Genomic DNA, 21,512 nt, shown 5'->3' with positions numbered 1-21,512 from the left:
CTGCGGCCCCTCGCAGGCAAGGCCAGTTCCCACTGAATGTGGGGCTGGCCTGGAATATGGTGTGAAACTTGCTATCACTGTGTTGTCTGGCATCGACCGGTAACGGCCCTTTGCCACCCCAACACTTTGCGAATCCAAGGACACACAATGAAAAAAGCATGGCTGACGCTTTCCGCACTCGCGTTGTGTCTGGCTGCGGGGAACACCCTGGCCAAGGAATACAAGGAGCTGCGCTTCGGCGTCGATCCGTCTTATGCACCGTTCGAATCGAAAGCCGCCAACGGTTCCCTGGTGGGCTTCGACATCGACCTGGGCAATGCCATCTGTGCTGAGCTCAAGGTCAAGTGCAAGTGGGTGGAAAGTGACTTTGACGGCATGATTCCGGGGCTCAAGGCCAACAAGTTCGACGGTGTGATCTCGTCGATGACCGTTACCCCGGCCCGGGAAAAAGTCATCGATTTCTCCAGCGAGCTGTTTTCCGGCCCTACCGCCCTGGTGTTCAAAAAAGGTGCAGGCCTGACCGCCGACCCGGCCTCGCTCAAGGGCAAGACTGTCGGCTACGAGCAAGGCACCATCCAGGAAGCCTACGCCAAGGCCGTGCTGGACAAGGCCGGGGTCAAGACCCAGGCCTACCAGAACCAGGACCAGGTCTATTCCGACCTGACCTCCGGACGCCTGGATGCCTCGATCCAGGACATGCTCCAGGCCGAACTGGGCTTTCTCAAGTCGCCACAAGGCGCCGACTATGAAGTCAGTGAGCCGGTCGACAGCGAATTGCTGCCGTCCAAGACCGCAGTCGGTATCAAAAAAGGTAACACTGAGCTCAAGGCACTCCTGGACAAAGGTATCAAAGCGTTACACGACGACGGCACCTACGCCACGATCCAGAAAAAGCACTTCGGTGACCTGAACCTCTACAGCGGCAAATAACCACTGCGGGAACCGGCAAACGCCGGTTCCCGCATGATCGCGTCCACTGGCATAGGTTCGCTTCATGTTCGAAGACCTGCTGCAGTTCCTGGGGCTCTCGGCATTCAGCTTGAAGGGCTTCGGCCCCTTGCTGCTGCAGGGCACCTGGATGACCCTCAAACTGTCCTTCATGTCGCTGCTGGTCAGCGTTGGCCTGGGCCTGCTCGGCGCCAGTGCCAAGCTCTCGCCGCTGCGCCCGCTACGCCTGATCGCCCAGGCCTACACCACGCTGATTCGCGGCGTGCCTGACCTGGTGCTGATGCTGCTGATTTTCTACAGCCTGCAAACCTGGCTGACCAGCCTCACCGACGCCATGGAGTGGGAATACATCGAGATCGACCCATTCGCCGCCGGGGTCATCACCCTGGGCTTCATCTACGGCGCCTATTTCACCGAAACCTTTCGCGGCGCAATTCTCGCCGTGCCGCGCGGCCAGGTCGAAGCGGCCACTGCTTACGGCCTCAAGCGCCTGCAACGCTTTCGCTTCGTGGTCTTTCCGCAAATGATGCGCTTCGCCCTGCCCGGCATCGGCAACAACTGGATGGTGATGCTCAAGGCCACTGCTCTGGTGTCGATCATCGGCCTGGCCGACCTGGTCAAGGCCGCCCAGGACGCCGGCAAGAGCAGCTACCAGTTGTTCTACTTCCTGGTGGTCGCGGCGTTCATCTACCTGTTGATCACCAGCGCCTCCAACGTCGCCCTGCGCTGGCTGGAACGGCGCTATAACGTCGGAACCCGGGAGGCCATCCGATGATCGAGCTCTTGCAGGAATACTGGCGCGCCTTCCTCTACACCGACGGCACCCACATCACCGGCCTGGCCATGACCCTGTGGTTGCTCACCGCAGCCCTGGCGATTGGCTTCGTGGTTTCGATCCCGTTGTCGATTGCGCGGGTTTCGCCGCGCTTCTGGGTTCGCTGGCCCGTGCAGTTCTATACCTACCTGTTCCGCGGCACGCCGCTGTATATCCAGTTGCTGATCTGCTACACCGGGATCTACAGCCTGGAAGCGGTGCGCGCGCAGCCGCTGCTCGACAGCTTTTTTCGCGATGCGATGAACTGCACCATCCTCGCCTTTGCCCTCAACACCTGCGCCTACACCACGGAGATTTTCGCCGGGGCGATCCGCAGCATGAACCATGGTGAAGTCGAGGCCGCCAAGGCCTATGGCCTGCGCGGCTGGAAACTTTATGCTTATATCATCATGCCGTCGGCGCTGCGCCGCTCGCTGCCCTACTACAGCAACGAAGTGATCCTGATGCTGCACTCCACCACGGTGGCCTTCACCGCCACCGTGCCGGACATCCTCAAGGTCGCCCGCGACGCCAACTCGGCCACATTTCTGACCTTTCAGTCGTTCGGCATCGCCGCGCTGATCTACCTGTGCGTGACCTTCGCCCTGGTAGGGCTGTTTCGCATCGCCGAACGTCGCTGGCTGGCTTTTCTAGGACCGACACACTAGGACTGATATGCATCACTCGACTCATGACATTCTGGCACCGGTTCCCGGCATTGCCCGCCAGATCCACAGCTTTCACTTCGGCCCCCGCGGCGCCGGCAAAATCTACATCCAGGCCTCGCTGCATGCCGATGAACTGCCCGGCATGCTGGTGGCCTGGCACCTCAAGCAACGCCTGACCGAACTTGAGGCCCAGGGCCTGCTGCGCCGCGAAATCGTGCTGGTGCCGATCGCCAACCCGGTAGGCCTGGAACAGGTACTGATGGATGTGCCGCTGGGCCGTTACGAGCTGCAAAGCGGCGAGAACTTCAACCGCCATTTCGTTGACTTGAGCGACCAGATCGGCGACCAGATTGCCGATCACCTGACCCAGGACCCGCAGCACAACATTGCCCTGATCCGCGAAAGCCTGCGCCGCGCCCTGGATGCCCATGCTGCCCACACCCCGCTGCAATCCCAGCGCCTGACCCTGCAGCGCCTGGCCTGCGACGCCGAGATGGTGCTCGACCTGCATTGCGACTTCGAAGCCGTGGCGCACCTGTACACCACGCCCGAAGCCTGGCCGCAGGTCGAACCGCTGTCGCGCTACCTGGGCGCCCAGGCCAGCCTGCTGGCCACCGACTCGGGCGGGCAGTCCTTCGATGAATGTTTCACCCTGGTCTGGTGGCAATTGCAGCAGCGCTTCGCCAAGCAGTTCCCGATCCCCCAGGGCAGCTTTTCGGTGACCGTCGAATTGCGTGGCCAGGGCGATGTCAGCCATCCGTTGGCGGAACAGGACTGCACGGCGATTCTCGAGTACCTGACCCGTTACGGCGCCATTGAAGGCGAACCTGCCACCTTGCCCGCCCTCAGCTACCCGGCAACGCCGCTGGCCGGGGTGGAACCGGTGGCAACGCCGCTGGGCGGCCTGTTGGTGTTCCACGCCAAGCCGGGCCAGTACCTGCAGGCCGACCAACTGATCGCCGAAGTTATCGACCCGCTCAGCGACCGGGTCACCCCGGTGCGCAACAGCCAGCCCGGCCTGCTCTATGCTCGCTCGCTGCGGCGCATGGCCACCGCCGGCATGGTCATCGCCCATGTGGCCGGCAACCAGGCCTACCGCAGCGGCTACCTGCTGTCGCCTTGACCCCTTACCTTTAGAGCCTGCGCATGTACAAACTGACCATCGAAGACCTGCACAAACGCTACGGCGAGCACCATGTGCTCAAAGGCGTATCGCTCAAGGCCAGGACCGGCGACGTGATCTGCCTGATCGGCGCCAGCGGCTCGGGCAAGAGTACCTTCCTGCGCTGCATCAACTTCCTCGAGCAACCCAACGAAGGCAGCATGACCCTCGATGGCAAGCCGGTGCACATGACCCAGGACCATCATGGCCTGCACGTCACCGATCCGGACGAGCTGCAGCGCCTGCGCACGCGCCTGGCCATGGTGTTCCAGCACTTCAACCTGTGGAGCCACCTGAGCGTGCTGGACAACATCGCCATGGCACCGCGACGGGTGCTGGGCGTGAGCAAGCACGAGGCCGAGGAGCGCGCCCGGCGCTACCTGGACAAAGTCGGCCTGGCACCGCGGGTGGCCGATCAATACCCGGCATTTCTCTCCGGCGGCCAGCAGCAACGGGTGGCTATCGCCCGGGCACTGGCCATGGAGCCGGAAGTCATGCTGTTCGACGAGCCGACCTCGGCGCTGGACCCGGAGCTGGTCGGCGAAGTGTTGCGGGTGATTCAGGGCCTGGCCGAAGAGGGCCGGACCATGATCATGGTGACCCACGAAATGGCCTTCGCACGCAAGGTGGCGAGCCAGGTGATGTTCCTCCACCAGGGGTTGGTGGAGGAGCAAGGGCCGCCGGACGAGGTACTGGGCAATCCAAAAAGCGAACGCCTGCGTCAGTTTCTCAGCGGCAACCTCAAGTAGCGGTCAGGCGACGGGGGCCGGTGGCGGCTCGTCAGGCAGAGTGGGCTCACCCGGCTCCATCGGCGGATTTTCCCCCGGTTGCGGTGAATCAGGGGTGTCTGGATCAGGCTGACCGGGCACGCCGCCCGCGTGGAGGATGTGCGGGTGCGGATGGGCCAGCAGCGACCAGGCCAACATCCCAACGCTGTTGGGCTGCAGCACGGCCAGCTTGGCACTGATGGTCGGGTCGAGTTTCATGGGCGGCTCCTGGTTGACGTCCGCCTGGCGTGTTGCCGGGCGGAACAATTCAACTCATTGGAGTACGCCGCAGGCAAGGAATTCCCTCGCCTTGTCGCCTCAGGTGCGTGGCAGGGTAACGCCGCGCTGGCCCTGGTATTTACCGCCACGATCCTTATAGGACACTTCGCATTCTTCGTCGGATTCGAGGAAGAGCATCTGCGCCACGCCTTCGTTGGCGTAGATTTTCGCCGGCAGCGTGGTGGTGTTGGAGAACTCCAGGGTCACGTGACCTTCCCACTCGGGCTCAAGCGGGGTGACGTTGACGATGATGCCGCAGCGGGCGTAGGTGCTCTTGCCCAGGCAGATGGTCAGCACGTTGCGCGGGATACGGAAGTATTCGACGGTGCGGGCCAGCGCGAAGGAGTTCGGCGGGATGATGCAGACGTCGCTCTTGACGTCGACAAAGCTGCCGGCGTCGAAGTTTTTCGGATCGACGGTCGCCGAGTTGATGTTGGTGAACACCTTGAATTCGTCGGCGCAGCGCACGTCGTAGCCGTAGCTGGAGACGCCGAAGGAGATCAGCCGGTTGTCGCTCTCACCGCGCACCTGGCGCTCGACGAACGGCTCGATCATGCCGTGTTCCTGCGCCATGCGGCGAATCCACTTGTCCGATTTGATGCTCATGGCGGGGTGTCCTGAAATTGCGTGGTGAAAAAATTCTGTGGCGCATCTTACCGGGCCCGGCGCCGGGTTCAAAGTTCCATGCAGCATCAACCGTCGGATCCCCGTACCACGGGGCCTGCACGGGAGCGCGAGGCACCGTCAGTCATGAATTATGAGAAAGCGTCACAAGACCATTGGCACGTTCTGGAAAAAGGGTTAAGGTGACGCCACTGTGCTGCACGTGTCACTGAGAATATCTACCTGATGCAAGATTTCGATCAACCCATCTTCATGAATTTTCTGCCTCTTTGCACTCAGTCTCGGCCAGGGCGTTTCCTGAGTCGTAGTTAACTTTGTCCAAGGAGACAGACCATGTCCAATCGCCAAACCGGTACCGTTAAGTGGTTCAACGATGAAAAAGGCTTCGGCTTCATCACCCCACAATCCGGTGACGACCTGTTCGTACACTTCAAAGCCATCAAAGCTGACGGCTTCAAAAGCCTGAAAGAAGGCCAAGCGGTCTCTTTCATCGCTACCCGCGGTCAGAAAGGCATGCAGGCTGAAGAAGTAGAAGTTATCTAACTTCCGCTTTACAGCTTGAAGAAAGCCCCGCCCTTAACAGGTGGGGCTTTTTTTATGCCCTGGATTTTGACCTCATCGCGGGGCAAGCCCGCTCCTACGGTAGGAGCGGGCTTGCCCCGCGAAAATCACCTCAGTCCTCGCTGATAGTGATATTCGGCATCGCCGGCGCCGCCGCTTCCTGCAACACGATCCGTGCACCGACCTGACGGGCCAGCTCCTGGTAGACCATGGCGATCTGGCTTTCCGGCTCGGCAATCGCCGTCGGCTTGCCGCTGTCGGCCTGTTCGCGGATCAGCATCGACAGCGGCAACGAGGCCAGCAGTTCGACACCGTACTGCGCCGCCAGCTTCTCGCCACCGCCCTCACCGAACAGATGCTCGGCATGGCCGCAGTTCGAACAAATGTGCACGGCCATGTTCTCGACCACGCCCAGCACCGGGATATTGACCTTGCGGAACATCTCCACGCCCTTCTTGGCGTCGAGCAGCGCCAGGTCTTGCGGGGTGGTAACGATCACCGAGCCGGCCACCGGGACTTTCTGCGCCAGGGTCAGCTGGATGTCGCCGGTGCCAGGCGGCATGTCGATCACCAGATAGTCGAGATCGTCCCAGGCGGTCTGGGTCACCAGTTGCAGCAAGGCCCCGGAGACCATCGGACCGCGCCAGACCATCGGCGTGTTGTCGTCGGTCAGGAAAGCCATGGACATGACCTCGACACCGTGGGCCTTGAGCGGCACGAACCACTTTTGCTCGCGAATCTGCGGGCGGGTGCCTTCGGCGATACCGAACATCACGCCCTGGCTCGGGCCATAGATGTCGGCATCGAGAATGCCTACCCGCGCGCCTTCGCGAGCCAGGGCCAGGGCCAGGTTGGCGGCGGTGGTCGATTTGCCGACACCGCCCTTGCCGGAGGCCACGGCGATGATGTTCTTGACGTTGGCCAGGCCCGGGATCTGCGCCTGGGCCTTGTGTGCGGCGATCACGCAGTTGATTTCGACCCGCGCCGAGGTAACCCCGTCGAGACCTTCGACAGCCGTTTGCAGCACCTGCGCCCAGCCATTTTTGAACAGGCCGGCGGCATAGCCCAGTTGCAGCTGCACGCTGACGCGATCGCCCTGGATATCAATGGCCTGGACACAGCCGGCGCTGACCGGGTCCTGGTTCAGGTATGGGTCGGTGTACTGGCGAAGAACGGCTTCGACGGCTGCGCGAGTGACGGCACTCATGGAGACTCCCGTGATAAAGACTGAGCAAAACAGACCACTATGCTAACCCGTCATCCCTCTTCAGATACGTCCATGGGGTGAAATATATTTCCCGGCGTTTTATAGTGGCCGATCACCGTTTCATCTCAAGTAGCCGAAAAAAGTAGCCGAGCCCCCATGTCCGAGCCACGTCAGATTCTCGTCACCAGCGCCCTGCCCTATGCCAATGGTTCCATTCACCTTGGCCATATGCTCGAGTACATCCAGACAGACATGTGGGTGCGCTTCCAGAAGCTTCGCGGCAACCAGTGCATTTATGTCTGCGCTGACGACGCCCACGGCTCGGCCATCATGCTGCGCGCCGAGAAAGAAGGCATCACCCCCGAGCAACTGATTGCCGCCGTCCAGGCCGAGCACAGCGGGGATTTCGCCGACTTTCTGGTCGACTTCGACAACTTCCACTCGACCCACGCCGAAGAAAACCGCGAACTGTCGAGCCAGATCTACCTCAAGCTGCGTGACGCCGGGCACATCGCTACCCGCTCGATCACCCAGTATTTCGACCCGGACAAAAAAATGTTCCTGGCCGACCGCTTCATCAAGGGCACCTGCCCCAAGTGCGCGGCTGAAGACCAGTACGGCGACAACTGCGAAAAATGCGGCGCCACCTACGCACCAACCGAGCTGAAGAACCCCAAGTCGGCGATTTCCGGCGCCACCCCGGTGCTCAAGGATTCGCAACACTTCTTCTTCAAGCTGCCGGACTTCCAGGCCATGCTCCAGCAGTGGACCCGCAGCGGTACCCTGCAGGACGCGGTGGCCAACAAGATCGCCGAATGGCTGGATGCCGGCCTGCAGGAATGGGACATCTCCCGTGATGCGCCGTACTTCGGCTTCGAGATTCCCGACGAGCCGGGCAAGTATTTCTACGTCTGGCTGGACGCCCCGATCGGCTACATGGCCAGCTTCAAGAACCTGTGCGCCCGCCGCCCGGAGCTGGACTTCGACGCGTTCTGGAACAAGGATTCGAAAGCCGAGCTGTACCACTTCATCGGCAAGGACATCGTCAACTTCCACGCCCTGTTCTGGCCAGCCATGCTCGAAGGCGCCGGCTACCGCAAGCCGACCGGCATCAACGTGCACGGCTACCTGACCGTCAACGGTTCGAAGATGTCCAAGTCGCGCGGCACCTTCATCAAGGCCCGCACCTACCTTGATCACCTGGCGCCGGAATACCTGCGTTACTACTACGCCTCCAAACTGGGCCGCGGCGTCGACGACCTCGACCTGAACCTTGAAGACTTCATCCAGAAGGTCAACTCCGACCTGGTTGGCAAGGTAGTCAACATCGCCAGCCGCTGTGCAGGCTTCATCCACAAGGGTAACGACGGCGTCATGGTGGCCGGCGACGCCGCACCGGAACTGACCGAGGCCTTCCTCGCTGCCGCCCCGGGTATTGCCGAAGCCTACGAAGGCCGCGACTTTGCCCGTGCCATGCGCGAAATCATGGCCCTGGCCGACCGCGCCAACGCCTGGATCGCCGACAAGGCGCCGTGGTCGCTGGCCAAGCAGGAAGGCAAGCAGGACGAAGTCCAGGCGATCTGCGCCCAGGGCATTAACCTGTTCCGCCAGCTGGTAATCTTCCTCAAGCCGGTGCTGCCGGTGCTGGCCGCCGACGCCGAGGCGTTCCTCAATGTCGCGCCACTGACCTGGGCCGATCACCAGACCCGCCTGAGCAACCATCAGCTCAACCCGTTCAAGGCGCTGATGAGCCGCATCGACCCGGCCAAGGTCGAAGCCATGACCGCCGCTTCCAAGGAAGACCTGGCCGCCAGCCAGACCAGCGTTGTCACCGGCAATGGCGAACTGGCCAAGGATCCGCTGTCGGCCGAGATCGACTTCGACACCTTCGCCGCGGTCGACCTTCGGGTGGCCCTGATCCTCAAGGCCGAAGCCGTCGAGGGCGCCGACAAGCTGCTGCGCCTGACCCTGGACATCGGTGACGAGCAACGCAACGTGTTCTCCGGCATCAAGTCGGCGTACCCGGACCCGGCCAAGCTCGAAGGTCGCCTGACCATGATGATCGCCAACCTCAAGCCGCGCAAAATGCGTTTCGGCATCTCCGAAGGCATGGTCATGGCCGCAGGCCCCGGCGGTGAAGAAATCTACCTGCTGAGCCCTGACAGCGGCGCCAAGCCGGGCCAGCGCATCAAGTAAGGCTCACGCCCCGGCCGATTGCGGCCGGGGCGTTCTCATCTTCGCGTCATTGCCGGATAATGGCGGACAGCCTCAGCATTCGGCCCCCTCATGAGCGAATTCTTCCTGGCCCTGGTCAGCGCCGCGCTGATCAATAACCTGGTCCTGCACCAGGGGCTGGCCATCGACCCCTTGCTGCGCAGCGACACCGATCCGGATCGGCGCCAGGTGCATGCGTTGGGCCTGGCGACCCTGGTGTCGCTGGTAGTGGCGGTCGGGCTTGGGCAACTGATTTATCACCTGGCGTTGCTGCCCCTGCAGCTTGAATACCTGCGCCTGTTCGTGTTCCTGGCGCTGTGCGTGTTACCGATCAAGCCGCTGCTCGCAGTGCTGACACGCCTGCTGCCAACCCTGCCCTTCGACGGTTTGTTGCCCCTGATGGTGGGTAACCTGGCGCTGCTAGGCTTGAGCCTGCAAGCCAGTGAAGGCAGCTATGGGATTTTGCAAACCCTGGGCTGGAGCCTGGGCGGTGGCCTGGGGTTCTGGCTGGCCCTGGGCCTGTTCAGCGACCTGCGCCAGCGCAGCGACCACGATGACATCCCCCTGGCCTTTCGCGGCCTGCCGATCGAGCTGATCGGCGCCGGGATCATGGCCATGGCGTTTCTCGGATTCAACGGACTATTCAACCCATGAGCTTGATTCAACGCATCGACGCCCTGTTGCCGCAGACCCAATGCGGCAAATGTGGCCATCCTGGTTGCCGGCCTTACGCCGAAGGCCTGGCGGCGGGCGAAGCGATCAACAAATGCCCACCCGGAGGCGGCGAAACCATCGCAGCCTTGGCCAAGCTGTTGCACGTGCCGGTGATCGAACTCGACCACGAGCGCGGCCGTGCACCGGCGCAAGTCGCCTATATCCGTGAAGCCGAATGTATCGGCTGCACCAAATGCATCCAGGCCTGCCCGGTGGACGCCATCATCGGTGCGGCCAAGCTGATGCACACCGTGATCAGCGCCGAATGCACCGGCTGCGACCTGTGCGTGGCACCGTGCCCGGTGGACTGCATCGACCTGCTGCCATTGACCGCCAACAGCAACATCGTGCCGATTGTCGGTGGCCTGGCCGAAGACACCCAGACCCTCGAGGCCCGCAGCCACAAACGTAACCAGGCGCGGCGGCGCTTCGAGCAGCGCAACAACCGCCTGCAGCGCGAAGAAGCCCGCAAGCAGGCCGACCGCCTGGCCCGCAGCCAGCGTGCGGCCACTGCCACAATCACCACGCCGGGCGCCACTGTCGACGACCCGATCAAGGCCGCCATCGAACGGGTCAAGGCGCAGAAAGCCGCGGCCGCCGATGCAGCGCTGAAGCAGGCAAAAATCGCCGCCGCCATGAGCCGGGCGCAACTGAGCAAGGCCCGAAGCGCCTTTGGCGAGGCGCCGAACCAGGCCCAGCAAGCACAATTGGCTGAACTTGAGCACGAAGCGCAACAGGCCCAGGCTCGCCTGCAAGCACTGCAACCGGCGGCCGCCAATGGCCACGGCTGATAGCAGCGAGCGCCTGCGCAGCACCATGGCCATGGTGCTGCTGGCCAGCGCACCCGGGTTGCTGACCCTGCTGTGGCTGCATGGCTGGGGGCTGCTGCTGAACCTGCTGCTGTGCGCCGTTGCGGCGCTGGCGACTGAAGCGGCGCTGCTGCGACTGCAACAACGGCCAGGCCTGCCGGCGCTGAACGACGGCAGCGCCCTGGTGACGGCGGTGCTGCTGACAGCGGCACTGCCCGCCTACGCGCCCTGGTGGCTGCCAGCAATTGCCGCCAGCAGTGCCATTGCCCTGGGCAAGCAACTGTACGGCGGCGTCGGCAAGAACCTGTTCAACCCGGCGATGCTCGGCTATGCGCTGGTGTTGCTGTCGTTCCCGCAGCACATGACCCAGTGGCCGGTCACCCAGGTGCTGGGCCTGACCGACACGCTGCAGCAAGTGTTCGGCCTTGATTTGGGCAACCAGCCCGACGCCTGGGCGCAAGCCACGGTACTCGACGGCCTGCGCAACAACCGCAGCCTGACCATCGATGAATTGTTCGCCAGTCATCCAGGCTTCGGCCACCTTGGCGGTCGCGGCAGCGAATTCGTCAACCTGGCCTTTTTGCTCGGCGGCTTGCTTCTGGTGCAACGCAAGGTCATCAGTTGGCATGCGCCGCTCGGCCTGCTGGCCAGCCTGTTCGTGGCCAGCCTGCTGTGCTGGAACGGCTCGGGCTCGGACTCAAACGGCTCGCCGTTGCTGCACCTGCTGTCCGGTTCAACCATGCTGGTGGCGTTCTTCATTGTCACCGAGCCGGTTTCAGGAGCGAAAAGCCCGAAGGCCAAGCTGCTGTTTGGCGTCGGCGCGGGCTTGCTCATCTACCTGATCAGAACCTGGGGCAGCTACCCCGACGGCGCCGCCTTCGCGGTCCTGCTGATGAATCTTTGTGTTCCGTCCCTGGAGCGCTGGGCAGAACGCGGGCAAACATCATGAGCACCTCGTCGATTCGCACCACCGCCCTGCTACTGAGCCTTGCCGTGCTGGCCGTGGGTGGTACGGTGCTTTGGCAACAGTTCACCACCGCGCGCATCACTGCCGCCGAGCAGCAACTCAAGGCCCAACGCTGGCTGAGCGTGCTGGCGCAGCAGGCCTACGACAACCAACCGCTGCAACAGCCCCTGACTCTGGGCGCCACCAACCTGGACCACAGCCGGCTGCTCGCAGGCTATCTGGCAACCTTGAAAGGCCAGCCGAGCGCCGTTGTGCTGCACAGCCAGAGCCAGGGTTACGGCGGCCCGCTGGACCTGCTGATTGCCATTGATGAGGGGGGTCGCCTGATCGGCGTCAAGGTGCTGCAACAACAGGAGACGCCAGGCCTGGGCGGCAAGCTGATGGAACCCGGCAACACCTGGCTGCAAGGCTTTGTCGGCAACAGCCGGCAAAACACGCCTGATTCAGCCTGGGCGCTCAAGCGTGACAACGGCCAGTTCGATCAGTTGGCCGGTGCCACCGTCACCTCCCGCGCCGTCATTCAAGCCACCCACGATGCCCTGCGCTATTTCGACGAGCATCGCCAACAGTTGCTAAGCGCAGGTGCGGATGAATAGACAATGGCTCGCTGCAATAAGCCTGGCGCCCGCGCTGGGCGCCACCCAGACATTGCTGCAGGCCAGCACCATGGCGCTGCTAAGCCTGCTGGCCGTTGGCCTGCACCGTCTGTGCATGACACCCCTGCGCAAACAGCTGGACGCTGACGCCCGCCTGTTCGCAAGCGTGCTGATGGCCGCCCTGCTGGTCACCTGCCTTGAGCTAGGCTTGCGCGCCTGGGCCCTGCCGCTGGCACTGGAGCTGGGCCGCTATCCGGCATTGATCGCCGTACAATGCCTGCTGTTCGAGCTGGCCCTGGGTAACAGTGCCCGCTGGCGTACCGCAGCTACCACACTGGCAGCATTTGCTGCGCTGTGCATGGCCGCGGGGTTCACGCGCCAGCTGCTCAGTGAGTTTGCCAACCTGCGCCTGGCCGGCATGTTGCCCGGCGCCTTGATCCTTCTGGGCCTGATACTCGCCCTGTATAACCGGGTTTGCCAACGGCGAGCCCTTTCCCGTCGTCAAGGAACACTTTGACCCCATGAATGCCGCCAAACGCCTGGAAATTTTTCGCAGGTTGCATGAAGACAACCCCGAGCCGAAAACCGAGCTGGCCTACACCAGTCCTTTCGAACTGCTGATTGCGGTCATCCTCTCGGCACAGGCTACCGACGTCAGCGTGAACAAGGCCACGGCCAAACTGTACCCGGTCGCCAATACCCCGCAAGCCATCCATGCCCTGGGTGTTGACGGCCTGTCGGAGTACATCAAGACCATCGGCCTGTACAACAGCAAGGCGAAAAACGTCATCGAAACCTGTCGCCTGCTGATGGAGCAACATGGCAGCCAGGTACCAGAAACCCGAGAAGCGCTTGAAGCACTACCCGGGGTTGGCCGCAAGACCGCCAACGTGGTGCTCAACACCGCCTTTCGGCAACTGGCCATGGCCGTTGATACGCATATTTTCCGGGTCAGCAACCGCACCGGCATTGCCCCGGGCAAGACCGTTCTGGAAGTTGAAAAGGCCTTGATGAAGTTCGTGCCCAAGCCGTACCTGCTTGACGCCCACCATTGGTTGATCCTGCACGGGCGCTATGTGTGCCAGGCGCGCAAACCCCGTTGCGGTAGTTGCCGGATCGAAGATTTGTGCGAGTACAAGCAGAAAACTTCGGACGATTGAGCCGATAGTGAAAAGACAGCTTGGTCGATTGAAAAAATCTTTTTTACCCGGTCAAAATTTCTCGCTATAAGGTGCGCCAATGGCCCTCTTGGCTTGGAGTGACTTATGAGCACCGATAAAGAAGACCTGGTTGTAGATGATGACATCGTCACTGAAGACGCAGACGACGAGGTCCCGGTTGAAGTGGCAAAAACCAACCTGAGCAAACGCCGCACCATCGACAACCTGCTGGAAGAGCGTCGCTTGCAAAAACAGCTGGCCGATTACGACTTCGACCTCTGAAGGATCGATACCGACAGATCACAAAAGCCTCCTTGATGGAGGCTTTGTTGTTTCCGGGCATTTCAAACAAGCCCGTTGCGCTGGGCCAGTTCGATCAGGTCAACCAACGAGCGAGCATTGAGTTTGAGCAATAATCGCGTTTTGTAGGTACTCACCGTCTTGTTGCTGAGGAACATGCCATCGGCAATCTCCTTGTTGGTTTTTCCGCGGGCCAGTTGCTGCAGCACCATCATCTCCCGGCCTGACAAACGCTCGACCATGTCCGCCTCGCTGGCGCCGCCCAGGTTCGAGCGAACCGAATGCAGCGCCTGGTTGGGGAAGTAGCTATACCCGGAAAGCACTGCCTTGATAGCGCTAAGCAACTCGGTCAGGTCCTGTTGCTTGCAGACATAGCCCGCAGCCCCTGCCTGCATGCAGCGCATGGAAAAATGCCCGGGCGCCTGCGAGGTCAATACCAGCACTTTGATGCTGGCATTGTTGGCGGTCAGCCGGGCGATCACCTCAAGGCCGTCAAGTTTGGGGATGCCGATGTCCAGGATAACGATATCCGGACCATGCTCGCGTGCCAGCTGCAATGCGTCCACGCCGTTATCCGTCTCGGCAATGACTTCATAACCATGCCGCTCCATCAACATGCGTACAGCCAGGCGAATGACCGGATGATCATCCACGATCAGGACTTTATTCATGGGCAAAATCCAATTGTTCGCTGTTCTATTTTTTGAGCCAGCACAATAGCCTAGTTACACGACATATTGTATTGCGCCATTAACAAGCAAATGCACACAAGGACACAACCTACAACCATTAAAGAATTATCCTACAAGCGGGAAATACCAATAACTCTTTAAGGAATCAACACCTCGCTGGTAATTGCAGACCGTGTAAAGGCCGTACAAAACTTTCTCTATCACGGTAGCACCAGAGAATAAAATAACCTATAAAACCCAGCCTTATTACCTGAAGGAAATGTCCTATAGACTTGTTTGATAAAACCAATATTGCAATCTGTGTATAATCGTTACATATCCGTATTGGACACATTACCCAACCGAGAAACACAGCATGCTGCCTGGCATGGCGCAGCCCATGTAAACCTCGCAGCCACTGCGAACTTGCCCCGGTGGGCACATGGGAATCCTGGATGAGCAAAATCGAGCCGAAAAGCCCTTTGACGATCATTGCGATTTTCGCCGGCATCATCGAAGCCTCGGCGCTAGCCTCGCTGCCATTTCTGGGTGAAGACAGCCAGGGTATTTATACCTGGTTCCTGGTGGGCTTTCCGTTCTTCCTCACGGTATTGTTTTTCCTGACCCTTAACTTCAACTACAAATCCCTTTACTCACCTGAGTTGAACAAGCCGATACCTGGCGTTACTCCAACACCTGACACTGCCGACTCAAAAACTACTCTTGAGCCTCCAGTACCCGCCCTTGTTACTTCCAGTCCGGTTGATACTCCAGCCGACCGCCCCATAGAAACTCCGAAAGCAATCGAAACAGCGAATGCACCCGCCATTAATAGCGGATGCACTACCGTCACGATTGCGCTGCGCGGCCCCGCAGCGGCCGACTTGATAAGCTACTTCGCCTTGCACGCACTCAAATCCCCGCCCGCACCGGACAGCAAATGGATTTTGTGCAACCTCGATAGCGGCAGGCAAACCGTGTTGCTGACGCGGCCGTTGAATGGTCCGGCACACTAATGTTCAGGCAAAAAAAACCCCGGCACAGGCCGGGGTTCTTCTGCACAACAAGCCTCAGACCAGCTTGCGGCCCTTGTTCGCAGCAATACGCATGCGCAGGGCATTGAGCTTGATGAAGCCCGCTGCGTCGGCCTGGTTGTAGGCGCCGCCATCTTCTTCGAAGGTGGCGATGTTGGCGTCGAACAGCGAATCGTCGGACTTGCGGCCGGTGACGATGACGTTGCCTTTGTACAGCTTCAGGCGCACGACGCCGTTCACGTTGACCTGCGAAGCGTCGATCATCTGTTGCAGCATCAGACGCTCAGGGCTCCACCAGTAGCCGGTATAGATCAGGCTGGCGTACTTGACCATCAGCTCATCTTTGAGGTGAGCGACTTCGCGGTCCAGGGTGATCGACTCGATCGCCCGGTGGGCGCGCAGCATGATGGTGCCGCCTGGAGTTTCGTAGCAGCCGCGGGACTTCATGCCGACGTAACGGTTTTCGACGATGTCCAGACGACCGATACCGTTCTCGCCGCCGATGCGGTTGAGGGTGGCCAGCACCGTGGCCGGCGACATTTCAACGCCGTCCAGGGCAACGATGTCGCCGTTGCGGTAGGTCAGTTCCAGGTAGGTCGGAACGTCCGGAGCGGTTTCTGGCGACTTGGTCCAGCGCCACATGTCTTCTTCGTGCTCGGTCCAGGTATCTTCCAGCACGCCGCCTTCATACGAGATGTGCAGCAGGTTGGCGTCCATCGAGTACGGCGACTTCTTCTTGCCGTGACGTTCGATCGGGATGCCGTGCTTCTCGGCGTAGTCCATCAGTTTTTCACGGGACAGCAGGTCCCATTCACGCCATGGCGCGATGACCTTGACGCCTGGCTTGAGGGCGTAGGCACCCAGTTCGAAACGGACCTGGTCGTTGCCTTTGCCGGTGGCACCATGGGAAATGGCATCGGCGCCGGTTTCGTTGGCGATTTCGATCAGGCGCTTGGCGATCAGCGGACGAGCGATGGAAGTACCCAGCAGGTACTCGCCCTCGTAGACGGTGTTGGCGCGGAACATCGGGAACACGAAGTCGCGTACGAACTCTTCGCGCAGGTCATCGATGTAGATTTCCTTGACGCCCATGGCCTGGGCCTTGGCGCGGGCCGGTTCGACCTCTTCGCCTTGTCCAAGGTCAGCGGTGAAGGTCACCACTTCACAGTTGTAGGTATCCTGCAGCCACTTGAGAATCACCGAAGTATCAAGGCCGCCGGAATACGCCAGTACGACCTTTTTTACGTCCGCCATGCCATCACTCCACGGGGTTGTACGGAAAGCCGTCGATTCTACCGGCCTTGCGACAAAATTTACAGTGGGGCGACAGCTTGTGACGACAAAGCGACAGGAACTGTCGAGAGCGCGACGGACGGTCGCACCTCAGGACGTGGCGACGGGCTTCGCGGTACTGGCTGCGGCAGCAGGTGCGGCCGGTGGTTTGGCTGCAGGTTCAACGGGCTTTTCCAGGGGTTTTTCGACAGGCGTAACCCGATCAAGCTGAATATTCACCCGTCGGTTGCGCGCGCGGTTGGCTGCGCTGTTGTTGCGCGCCAGCGGATAACGCTCGCCATGGAAGCGCACGGTGATCTGCTCTTCGGGAATACCGTGGGCCTTGAGGTACTCCATCACCGCCAGTGCCCGGCGCCGCGACAGGTCGCGGTTGGTCAGGCGGTTGCCGCTGTTGTCGGAGTGGCCGTCGAGTTCGATATGGTTAACAGTGGGGTCGGCCTTGAGGAAGTCGAGGATCACGTCCAGGCGTGCCCGGGCATCGGCATCCAGGTCAATGCCGCCGCCCGGAAAGCCGACCCGCGCCTGACGCACCTGGTCATAATTCATCGGCAAAAGTTTTGCCGCGCAGGCCTGATAGTCGCCGTAGGCCTTGCTGAACTTGACCGGCAACACCCGCACTTCCATGGTTCGCCCGGCTTCACCGGCGTAGTTGCGCACCACGGTGCTACGGCCATCGAGCAGGCCGTTGATCAAGCGGCTGGCCTGGCCCTGGGAACTGGTAAAAAGCACGCCGCTGCGGGCCATGCGCACCGCGCCCAGGTTGATATCGCCACGTCCGGGCTGCCACGGCGCGGCCGCCGCCAGCAGGGTGGCGGAACCGGCACCAAGGACGTTACTGCTTGAGCGCAGCTGGAAAGTTGGCTGCTCGCCGGCCCGGCGAACGAACTCGCCGCTGCCGAAATCGGCAATGGGTTGAACCAGCCGACATTCGAACTGATCGCCTTCGACCTTCCACTCGACGTTCTCCAGACGGGTCTGGAAAGTGAGTGCCATGGCGGGCATGCTGGCAAACACACTGAGCAGGGCTAGATAACGCTGGCGCACGGGCGGCTCCACAGATTTTCACGGTATACCTGCACGCTATCGGTCGGTCGCGGCAAAACTTGATAGCGAGTGCTCGTAACCGGCTTTTCCGGTAGCATTCACCTTGAGTTCGACCCGCCTGGAATCCCCAATGTCCGACCGCCTGACCCTCCTGCGTCCCGACGACTGGCACATCCATCTTCGTGATGGCGCTGTATTGCCGCATACCGTCGGCGACGTTGCGCGCACCTTTGCCCGCGCAATCATCATGCCCAACCTGGTACCACCGGTGCGCAACGCCGCCCAAGCCGGTGCCTACCGTGAGCGCATCCTTGCCGCACGCCCTGCCGGCAGCCGTTTCGAGCCGCTGATGGTGCTGTACCTCACCGACCGCACCCAGCCCGAGGAAATCCGCGCGGCCAAGGCCACCGGTTTTGTCCATGCCGCCAAGATGTATCCAGCCGGCGCGACGACCAACTCCGATTCCGGCGTCACCAGTGTCGACAAGATCTTCCCGGTGCTCGAAGCCATGGCCGAGGTCGGCATGCCACTGCTGGTGCACGGTGAAGTAACGCGCCCCGAGATCGACGTGTTCGACCGCGAGAAGCTGTTCATCGACGAGCACCTGCGCCGTGTGGTCGAGCGCTTCCCGACCCTCAAGGTGGTGTTCGAACACATCACCACCAGCGAAGCCGTGCAGTTCGTCAACGAGGCCCCGGCCAACGTCGGCGCGACCATCACTGCCCAGCACCTGCTGTACAACCGCAACCACATGCTGGTGGGCGGCATTCGTCCGCACTTCTATTGCCTGCCGATCCTCAAGCGCAACACCCACCAGGTGGCTTTGCTGGACGCCGCCACCAGCGGCAGCAGCAAGTTCTTCCTCGGTACCGACTCGGCGCCCCATGCCCAGCACGCCAAGGAAGCCGCCTGTGGCTGTGCCGGCTGCTACACCGCCTATGCCGCGATCGAGCTGTACGCCGAGGCATTCGAGCAGCGTAACGCGCTGGACAAGCTCGAAGGCTTCGCCAGCCTGCACGGCCCAAGCTTCTATGGCCTACCGGCCAACACCGATACGATTACCCTGGTCCGCGACAGCTGGACCGCCCCAAGCAGCTTGCCGTTCGGCGAGCAGACCGTTATCCCGCTGCGCGCCGGTGAGCAACTGCGCTGGCGCCTGCTGGAGGAAACTGCGTGAGCGAAGATCAGTACGAAGACGACCAGGAAGGTCATGGCGGCGGTCCGCGCCACCCGATGGCTGAACGCTTTCGCGGTTACCTGCCGGTAGTGGTCGACGTCGAGACCGGCGGTTTCAACAGCGCCACCGACGCCCTGCTGGAAATCGCCGCAGTCACCATCGGCATGGACGAAAAGGGCTTCCTGTTCCCGGAACACACCTATTTCTTCCGCGTCGAGCCGTTCGAAGGCGCCAACATCGAGCAAGCGGCTCTGGAGTTCACCGGGATCAAGCTCGATCACCCGCTGCGCATGGCCGTCAGCGAAGAGTCGGCACTGACCGACATCTTCCGTGGCGTGCGCAAGGCGCTCAAGGCCAATGGCTGCAAACGGGCGATCCTGGTCGGCCACAACAGCAGCTTCGACCTGGGCTTCCTCAATGCCGCCGTGGCCCGCCACGACATGAAGCGCAACCCGTTTCATCCGTTCTCAAGCTTCGACACCGCCACCCTGGCCGGCCTTGCCTATGGCCAGACCGTGCTGGCGCGGGCCTGCCAGAGCGCCGACATCGACTTCGATGGCCGTGAGGCGCACTCGGCGCGTTACGACACCGAGAAGACTGCCGAGCTGTTCTGCGGCATCGTCAACCGCTGGAAGGAAATGGGCGGCTGGCAGGACTTCAACGACTGAAGCCTGTGCACCGCGCATAAAAAAACCGGCCATCAAGGCCGGTTTTTTTATGCCTGGCAAATTACAGCTTGCCAGCGTTCTCGCTCAGGTAAGCAGCAACGCCTTCTGGCGAAGCGGTCATGCCCTTGTCGCCTTTTTTCCAGTTGGCAGGGCAGACTTCGCCGTGCTCTTCGTGGAATTGCAGGGCGTCGACCAGACGCAGCAGTTCGTCCATGTTACGGCCCAGTGGCAGGTCGTTGACGATCTGCGAGCGGACAACGCCCTTGTCGTCGATCAGGAAGGCGCCACGGAAAGCTACGCCGCCTTCGGACTCTACGTCGTAGGCCTTGGCGATGTCGTGCTTCATGTCGGCAGCCATGATGTACTGGACCTGACCGATGCCGCCGGCATTGATCGGGGTGTTGCGCCAGGCGTTGTGGGTGAAGTGCGAGTCGATCGACACGGCGATCACTTCAACGTTACGCGCCTTGAATTCGGCCATGCGGTGGTCCAGGGCGATCAGCTCGGACGGGCAGACGAAGGTGAAGTCCAGCGGGTAGAAGAACACCAGGCCGTACTTGCCCTTGATGGCCGAAGCCAGGTTGAAGCTGTCGACGATTTCGCCGTTGCCCAGAACAGCTGGAACGGTGAAGTCCGGGGCATTTTTGCCAACGAGTACGCTCATGCGATATCTCCTGATGGGGTGGAATCATCTTGCACAGGCCAGCATGCACTGGCCTGGCAGCGAAATGGCCGACCATCATACACCGCCCGGCGCCGCTCGCCGAATTTCAGTCCGAACGCTCGACAATCTGCCGTCGGTCGCTCTAGTTCGCCTATTACAGAAAGAGTTTTGACAAGCATTCTCATTAACATTAAGCTTCTTCGCATTGAGCCTTAACCAGCGATGGTCAGCCCTATGTATGTGTGTCTTTGTGTTGGTGTGACCGACGGACAGATCCGCGATGCGATCTATGAAGGATGCTGCAGCTACAAGGAAGTCAGAAGCGCCACCAACGTGGCCAGCCAGTGTGGCAAATGTGCCTGCCTGGCCAAGCAGGTGGTGCGCGAAACCCTCACCGAGCTTCAGGTCAGCCAGGCTGCCCTGCCCTATCCTGTAGAATTTACTGCAGCATAATTCAACGAATTCCAAGAACCGGACCCAGTGTCCGGTTTTTTTATGCCTGTAATTCAAGTAGTTAGGGGTTTAACGCGGAACACAAACATTCTTATTCCGATTAATTTTCATTTATTATTCAATAACTTAGGTTTGACAGTAGAAGTTGCGGGGCTCAGACTTGCCTTTATAGACACACTTACAGGGCAGGACCCCATCATGAAAGGCGACGTTAGCGTCATCCAGCATCTCAACAAGATCCTCGGAAACGAGCTGGTCGCAATCAACCAATACTTCCTGCATGCGCGCATGTACGAAGACTGGGGTCTGGAGAAACTCGGCAAGCACGAGTACAAAGAATCCATCGAAGAGATGAAACACGCTGACAAACTGATCAAGCGTATTCTGTTCCTCGAAGGCATCCCCAACGTCCAGGACCTGGGCAAGTTGCTGATTGGTGAACACACCAAGGAAATGCTCGAGTGCGACCTGAAGATCGAGCAAAAAGGCCTGGTCGACCTCAAGGCCGCCATCGCCCACTGTGAGACCGTCGGCGACTTCGGCAGCCGTGAGCTGCTCGAAGACATCCTCGAAGCCGAGGAAGAGCACATCGACTGGCTGGAAACCCAGCTGAGCCTGATCGACAAGGTCTCCCTGGAGAACTACCTGCAGTCGCAGATGGGCGAGTAAGTTCGCTGCCCTGCCCTACAGGCACAAAAAAGCCCCGCACTGCGGGGCT

Annotated in this window: 25 protein-coding genes and 1 pseudogene; 19 read left to right on the top strand and 7 right to left on the bottom strand. The window is 60.9% G+C overall.

What is annotated here, in order from left to right; all coding sequences use genetic code 11:
- Positions 1 to 147 precede the first annotated feature (147 nt).
- The 5 genes from JYG36_RS06805 to JYG36_RS06785 all read left to right on the top strand — a co-directional run bounded on the left by JYG36_RS06805 (position 148) and on the right by JYG36_RS06785 (position 4,341).
- Positions 148 to 930 (top strand): transporter substrate-binding domain-containing protein, encoded by a 783-nt coding sequence (locus tag JYG36_RS06805; RefSeq protein ID WP_093380157.1) that lies wholly within the window; start codon positions 148 to 150, stop codon positions 928 to 930.
- Between the two features lie 64 nt (positions 931 to 994).
- Entirely contained in the window at positions 995 to 1,723 is a 729-nt protein-coding gene (locus JYG36_RS06800) for an ABC transporter permease (RefSeq protein ID WP_093380154.1), read from the top strand.
- The gene (locus JYG36_RS06795) at positions 1,720 to 2,430 is read left to right on the top strand and encodes an ABC transporter permease (RefSeq protein WP_038999132.1); all 711 of its coding nucleotides are present in this window, start codon (positions 1,720 to 1,722) and stop codon (positions 2,428 to 2,430) included. Before JYG36_RS06800 ends, JYG36_RS06795 begins: the two co-directional genes overlap by 4 nt.
- 7 nt (positions 2,431 to 2,437) lie before the next feature.
- A complete protein-coding gene (locus JYG36_RS06790) occupies positions 2,438 to 3,553 on the top strand; it encodes a succinylglutamate desuccinylase/aspartoacylase family protein (protein WP_093380152.1) in 1,116 nt (371 codons plus the stop codon).
- A 23-nt stretch (positions 3,554 to 3,576) separates the two neighbouring features.
- Positions 3,577 to 4,341, top strand: a complete 765-nt coding sequence (locus JYG36_RS06785) for an ABC transporter ATP-binding protein (protein ID WP_045197766.1) — start codon at positions 3,577 to 3,579, stop codon at positions 4,339 to 4,341.
- A gap of 3 nt (positions 4,342 to 4,344) precedes the next feature.
- Here JYG36_RS06785 and JYG36_RS06780 read toward each other — a convergent pair whose 3' ends face one another.
- Together JYG36_RS06780 and dcd are read right to left on the bottom strand one after the other, a co-directional pair.
- Positions 4,345 to 4,578 carry a hypothetical protein gene (locus tag JYG36_RS06780; RefSeq protein ID WP_213604360.1) on the bottom strand — a complete coding sequence of 78 codons (234 nt, stop codon included), beginning with the start codon at positions 4,576 to 4,578 and terminating at the stop codon, positions 4,345 to 4,347.
- A gap of 99 nt (positions 4,579 to 4,677) precedes the next feature.
- Positions 4,678 to 5,244 carry a dCTP deaminase gene (gene dcd, locus JYG36_RS06775; RefSeq protein ID WP_028943496.1) on the bottom strand — a complete coding sequence of 189 codons (567 nt, stop codon included), beginning with the start codon at positions 5,242 to 5,244 and terminating at the stop codon, positions 4,678 to 4,680.
- Between the two features lie 351 nt (positions 5,245 to 5,595).
- On the opposite strand from dcd, the gene JYG36_RS06770 reads away from it, so the two are divergent.
- Positions 5,596 to 5,805 carry a cold-shock protein gene (locus JYG36_RS06770; RefSeq protein WP_010221054.1) on the top strand — a complete coding sequence of 70 codons (210 nt, stop codon included), beginning with the start codon at positions 5,596 to 5,598 and terminating at the stop codon, positions 5,803 to 5,805.
- 130 nt (positions 5,806 to 5,935) lie between these two features.
- Here JYG36_RS06770 and apbC read toward each other — a convergent pair whose 3' ends face one another.
- Positions 5,936 to 7,030, bottom strand: a complete 1,095-nt coding sequence (gene apbC / locus JYG36_RS06765; RefSeq protein WP_045197762.1) for an iron-sulfur cluster carrier protein ApbC — start codon at positions 7,028 to 7,030, stop codon at positions 5,936 to 5,938.
- 156 nt (positions 7,031 to 7,186) lie between these two features.
- Between apbC and metG the strand changes: the two genes are divergently transcribed.
- The 8 genes and pseudogenes from metG (at position 7,187) to JYG36_RS06725 (ending at position 13,772) form a co-directional block, all read left to right on the top strand.
- Entirely contained in the window at positions 7,187 to 9,226 is a 2,040-nt protein-coding gene (gene metG / locus JYG36_RS06760) for a methionine--tRNA ligase (RefSeq protein ID WP_045197760.1), read from the top strand.
- 90 nt (positions 9,227 to 9,316) lie between these two features.
- On the top strand, positions 9,317 to 9,898 hold the full coding sequence (locus JYG36_RS06755; RefSeq protein WP_045197758.1) for an Rnf-Nqr domain containing protein: 582 nt from the start codon (positions 9,317 to 9,319) through the stop codon (positions 9,896 to 9,898).
- Positions 9,895 to 10,731, top strand: a pseudogene (gene rsxB / locus JYG36_RS06750) (electron transport complex subunit RsxB); the annotation flags it as partial. The gene JYG36_RS06755 and the pseudogene rsxB, both read left to right, overlap by 4 nt.
- Positions 10,732 to 10,735: 4 nt before the next feature.
- Positions 10,736 to 11,716 carry an RnfABCDGE type electron transport complex subunit D gene (locus JYG36_RS06745; protein ID WP_093380146.1) on the top strand — a complete coding sequence of 327 codons (981 nt, stop codon included), beginning with the start codon at positions 10,736 to 10,738 and terminating at the stop codon, positions 11,714 to 11,716.
- Complete coding sequence (locus tag JYG36_RS06740; protein WP_093380143.1) at positions 11,713 to 12,330, top strand: RnfABCDGE type electron transport complex subunit G; 618 nt, start codon at positions 11,713 to 11,715, stop codon at positions 12,328 to 12,330. The genes JYG36_RS06745 and JYG36_RS06740 overlap by 4 nt, the downstream gene beginning before the upstream one ends.
- On the top strand, positions 12,323 to 12,847 hold the full coding sequence (locus JYG36_RS06735) for an Rnf-Nqr domain containing protein (RefSeq protein ID WP_213603443.1): 525 nt from the start codon (positions 12,323 to 12,325) through the stop codon (positions 12,845 to 12,847). The genes JYG36_RS06740 and JYG36_RS06735 overlap by 8 nt, the downstream gene beginning before the upstream one ends.
- A 4-nt stretch (positions 12,848 to 12,851) precedes the next feature.
- Entirely contained in the window at positions 12,852 to 13,490 is a 639-nt protein-coding gene (gene nth, locus JYG36_RS06730) for an endonuclease III (protein ID WP_093380141.1), read from the top strand.
- A gap of 105 nt (positions 13,491 to 13,595) precedes the next feature.
- Positions 13,596 to 13,772: a PA3496 family putative envelope integrity protein gene (locus tag JYG36_RS06725; RefSeq protein ID WP_045197746.1), complete on the top strand. Its 177-nt coding sequence runs from the start codon at positions 13,596 to 13,598 to the stop codon at positions 13,770 to 13,772.
- A 62-nt stretch (positions 13,773 to 13,834) separates the two neighbouring features.
- On the opposite strand, the gene JYG36_RS06720 is transcribed toward JYG36_RS06725, so the two are convergent.
- On the bottom strand, positions 13,835 to 14,461 hold the full coding sequence (locus tag JYG36_RS06720; RefSeq protein WP_045197743.1) for a response regulator transcription factor: 627 nt from the start codon (positions 14,459 to 14,461) through the stop codon (positions 13,835 to 13,837).
- Between the two features lie 455 nt (positions 14,462 to 14,916).
- Between JYG36_RS06720 and JYG36_RS26585 the strand changes: the two genes are divergently transcribed.
- Positions 14,917 to 15,477 carry a hypothetical protein gene (locus tag JYG36_RS26585; protein WP_249744404.1) on the top strand — a complete coding sequence of 187 codons (561 nt, stop codon included), beginning with the start codon at positions 14,917 to 14,919 and terminating at the stop codon, positions 15,475 to 15,477.
- Positions 15,478 to 15,531: 54 nt separating this feature from the next.
- Here the strand turns inward: JYG36_RS26585 and JYG36_RS06710 are convergent, their stop codons facing one another.
- Complete coding sequence (locus JYG36_RS06710) at positions 15,532 to 16,749, bottom strand: argininosuccinate synthase (RefSeq protein ID WP_038999115.1); 1,218 nt, start codon at positions 16,747 to 16,749, stop codon at positions 15,532 to 15,534.
- Positions 16,750 to 16,878: 129 nt separating this feature from the next.
- Entirely contained in the window at positions 16,879 to 17,832 is a 954-nt protein-coding gene (locus JYG36_RS06705) for a flagellar protein MotY (protein WP_045197739.1), read from the bottom strand.
- A 130-nt stretch (positions 17,833 to 17,962) separates the two neighbouring features.
- Here JYG36_RS06705 and pyrC point away from each other — a divergent pair, with 130 nt between their 5' ends.
- A complete protein-coding gene (gene pyrC / locus JYG36_RS06700; RefSeq protein ID WP_093380133.1) occupies positions 17,963 to 19,009 on the top strand; it encodes a dihydroorotase in 1,047 nt (348 codons plus the stop codon).
- Between the two features lie 56 nt (positions 19,010 to 19,065).
- On the top strand, positions 19,066 to 19,677 hold the full coding sequence (gene rnt / locus JYG36_RS06695) for a ribonuclease T (RefSeq protein WP_267954172.1): 612 nt from the start codon (positions 19,066 to 19,068) through the stop codon (positions 19,675 to 19,677).
- Between the two features lie 61 nt (positions 19,678 to 19,738).
- Here rnt and JYG36_RS06690 read toward each other — a convergent pair whose 3' ends face one another.
- Entirely contained in the window at positions 19,739 to 20,341 is a 603-nt protein-coding gene (locus JYG36_RS06690; RefSeq protein ID WP_010221038.1) for a peroxiredoxin, read from the bottom strand.
- A gap of 234 nt (positions 20,342 to 20,575) precedes the next feature.
- On the opposite strand from JYG36_RS06690, the gene JYG36_RS06685 reads away from it, so the two are divergent.
- Together JYG36_RS06685 and bfr are read left to right on the top strand one after the other, a co-directional pair.
- Entirely contained in the window at positions 20,576 to 20,794 is a 219-nt protein-coding gene (locus JYG36_RS06685) for a bacterioferritin-associated ferredoxin (protein WP_010221037.1), read from the top strand.
- Positions 20,795 to 20,992: 198 nt separating this feature from the next.
- Positions 20,993 to 21,463, top strand: coding sequence for a bacterioferritin (bfr, locus tag JYG36_RS06680; protein WP_045197734.1), 471 nt, complete (start codon positions 20,993 to 20,995; stop codon positions 21,461 to 21,463).
- Positions 21,464 to 21,512 lie beyond the last annotated feature (49 nt).

Source organism: Pseudomonas sp. SORT22 (genome assembly GCF_018417635.1).
In the GTDB taxonomy this organism is placed as follows: Bacteria; Pseudomonadota; Gammaproteobacteria; order Pseudomonadales; family Pseudomonadaceae; genus Aquipseudomonas.
The sequence above is the reverse complement of the archived record's forward strand: the minus strand, read 5'-3'. Positions and strand labels throughout refer to the sequence as shown.

Coding starts and splice junctions, on each gene's coding strand:
- JYG36_RS06740 (WP_093380143.1), top strand. CDS start 11,713: ATGAGCACCTCGTCGATTCGCACCACCGCCCTGCTACTGAGCCTTGCC.
- apbC (WP_045197762.1), bottom strand. CDS start 7,030: ATGAGTGCCGTCACTCGCGCAGCCGTCGAAGCCGTTCTTCGCCAGTAC.
- JYG36_RS06685 (WP_010221037.1), top strand. CDS start 20,576: ATGTATGTGTGTCTTTGTGTTGGTGTGACCGACGGACAGATCCGCGAT.
- JYG36_RS06745 (WP_093380146.1), top strand. CDS start 10,736: ATGGCCACGGCTGATAGCAGCGAGCGCCTGCGCAGCACCATGGCCATG.
- bfr (WP_045197734.1), top strand. CDS start 20,993: ATGAAAGGCGACGTTAGCGTCATCCAGCATCTCAACAAGATCCTCGGA.
- JYG36_RS26585 (WP_249744404.1), top strand. CDS start 14,917: ATGAGCAAAATCGAGCCGAAAAGCCCTTTGACGATCATTGCGATTTTC.
- JYG36_RS06800 (WP_093380154.1), top strand. CDS start 995: ATGTTCGAAGACCTGCTGCAGTTCCTGGGGCTCTCGGCATTCAGCTTG.
- JYG36_RS06780 (WP_213604360.1), bottom strand. CDS start 4,578: ATGAAACTCGACCCGACCATCAGTGCCAAGCTGGCCGTGCTGCAGCCC.
- dcd (WP_028943496.1), bottom strand. CDS start 5,244: ATGAGCATCAAATCGGACAAGTGGATTCGCCGCATGGCGCAGGAACAC.
- JYG36_RS06710 (WP_038999115.1), bottom strand. CDS start 16,749: ATGGCGGACGTAAAAAAGGTCGTACTGGCGTATTCCGGCGGCCTTGAT.
- JYG36_RS06805 (WP_093380157.1), top strand. CDS start 148: ATGAAAAAAGCATGGCTGACGCTTTCCGCACTCGCGTTGTGTCTGGCT.
- nth (WP_093380141.1), top strand. CDS start 12,852: ATGAATGCCGCCAAACGCCTGGAAATTTTTCGCAGGTTGCATGAAGAC.
- JYG36_RS06725 (WP_045197746.1), top strand. CDS start 13,596: ATGAGCACCGATAAAGAAGACCTGGTTGTAGATGATGACATCGTCACT.
- JYG36_RS06795 (WP_038999132.1), top strand. CDS start 1,720: ATGATCGAGCTCTTGCAGGAATACTGGCGCGCCTTCCTCTACACCGAC.
- JYG36_RS06770 (WP_010221054.1), top strand. CDS start 5,596: ATGTCCAATCGCCAAACCGGTACCGTTAAGTGGTTCAACGATGAAAAA.
- JYG36_RS06690 (WP_010221038.1), bottom strand. CDS start 20,341: ATGAGCGTACTCGTTGGCAAAAATGCCCCGGACTTCACCGTTCCAGCT.
- JYG36_RS06785 (WP_045197766.1), top strand. CDS start 3,577: ATGTACAAACTGACCATCGAAGACCTGCACAAACGCTACGGCGAGCAC.
- JYG36_RS06735 (WP_213603443.1), top strand. CDS start 12,323: ATGAATAGACAATGGCTCGCTGCAATAAGCCTGGCGCCCGCGCTGGGC.
- pyrC (WP_093380133.1), top strand. CDS start 17,963: ATGTCCGACCGCCTGACCCTCCTGCGTCCCGACGACTGGCACATCCAT.
- JYG36_RS06720 (WP_045197743.1), bottom strand. CDS start 14,461: ATGAATAAAGTCCTGATCGTGGATGATCATCCGGTCATTCGCCTGGCT.
- JYG36_RS06755 (WP_045197758.1), top strand. CDS start 9,317: ATGAGCGAATTCTTCCTGGCCCTGGTCAGCGCCGCGCTGATCAATAAC.
- JYG36_RS06790 (WP_093380152.1), top strand. CDS start 2,438: ATGCATCACTCGACTCATGACATTCTGGCACCGGTTCCCGGCATTGCC.
- metG (WP_045197760.1), top strand. CDS start 7,187: ATGTCCGAGCCACGTCAGATTCTCGTCACCAGCGCCCTGCCCTATGCC.
- rnt (WP_267954172.1), top strand. CDS start 19,066: ATGGCTGAACGCTTTCGCGGTTACCTGCCGGTAGTGGTCGACGTCGAG.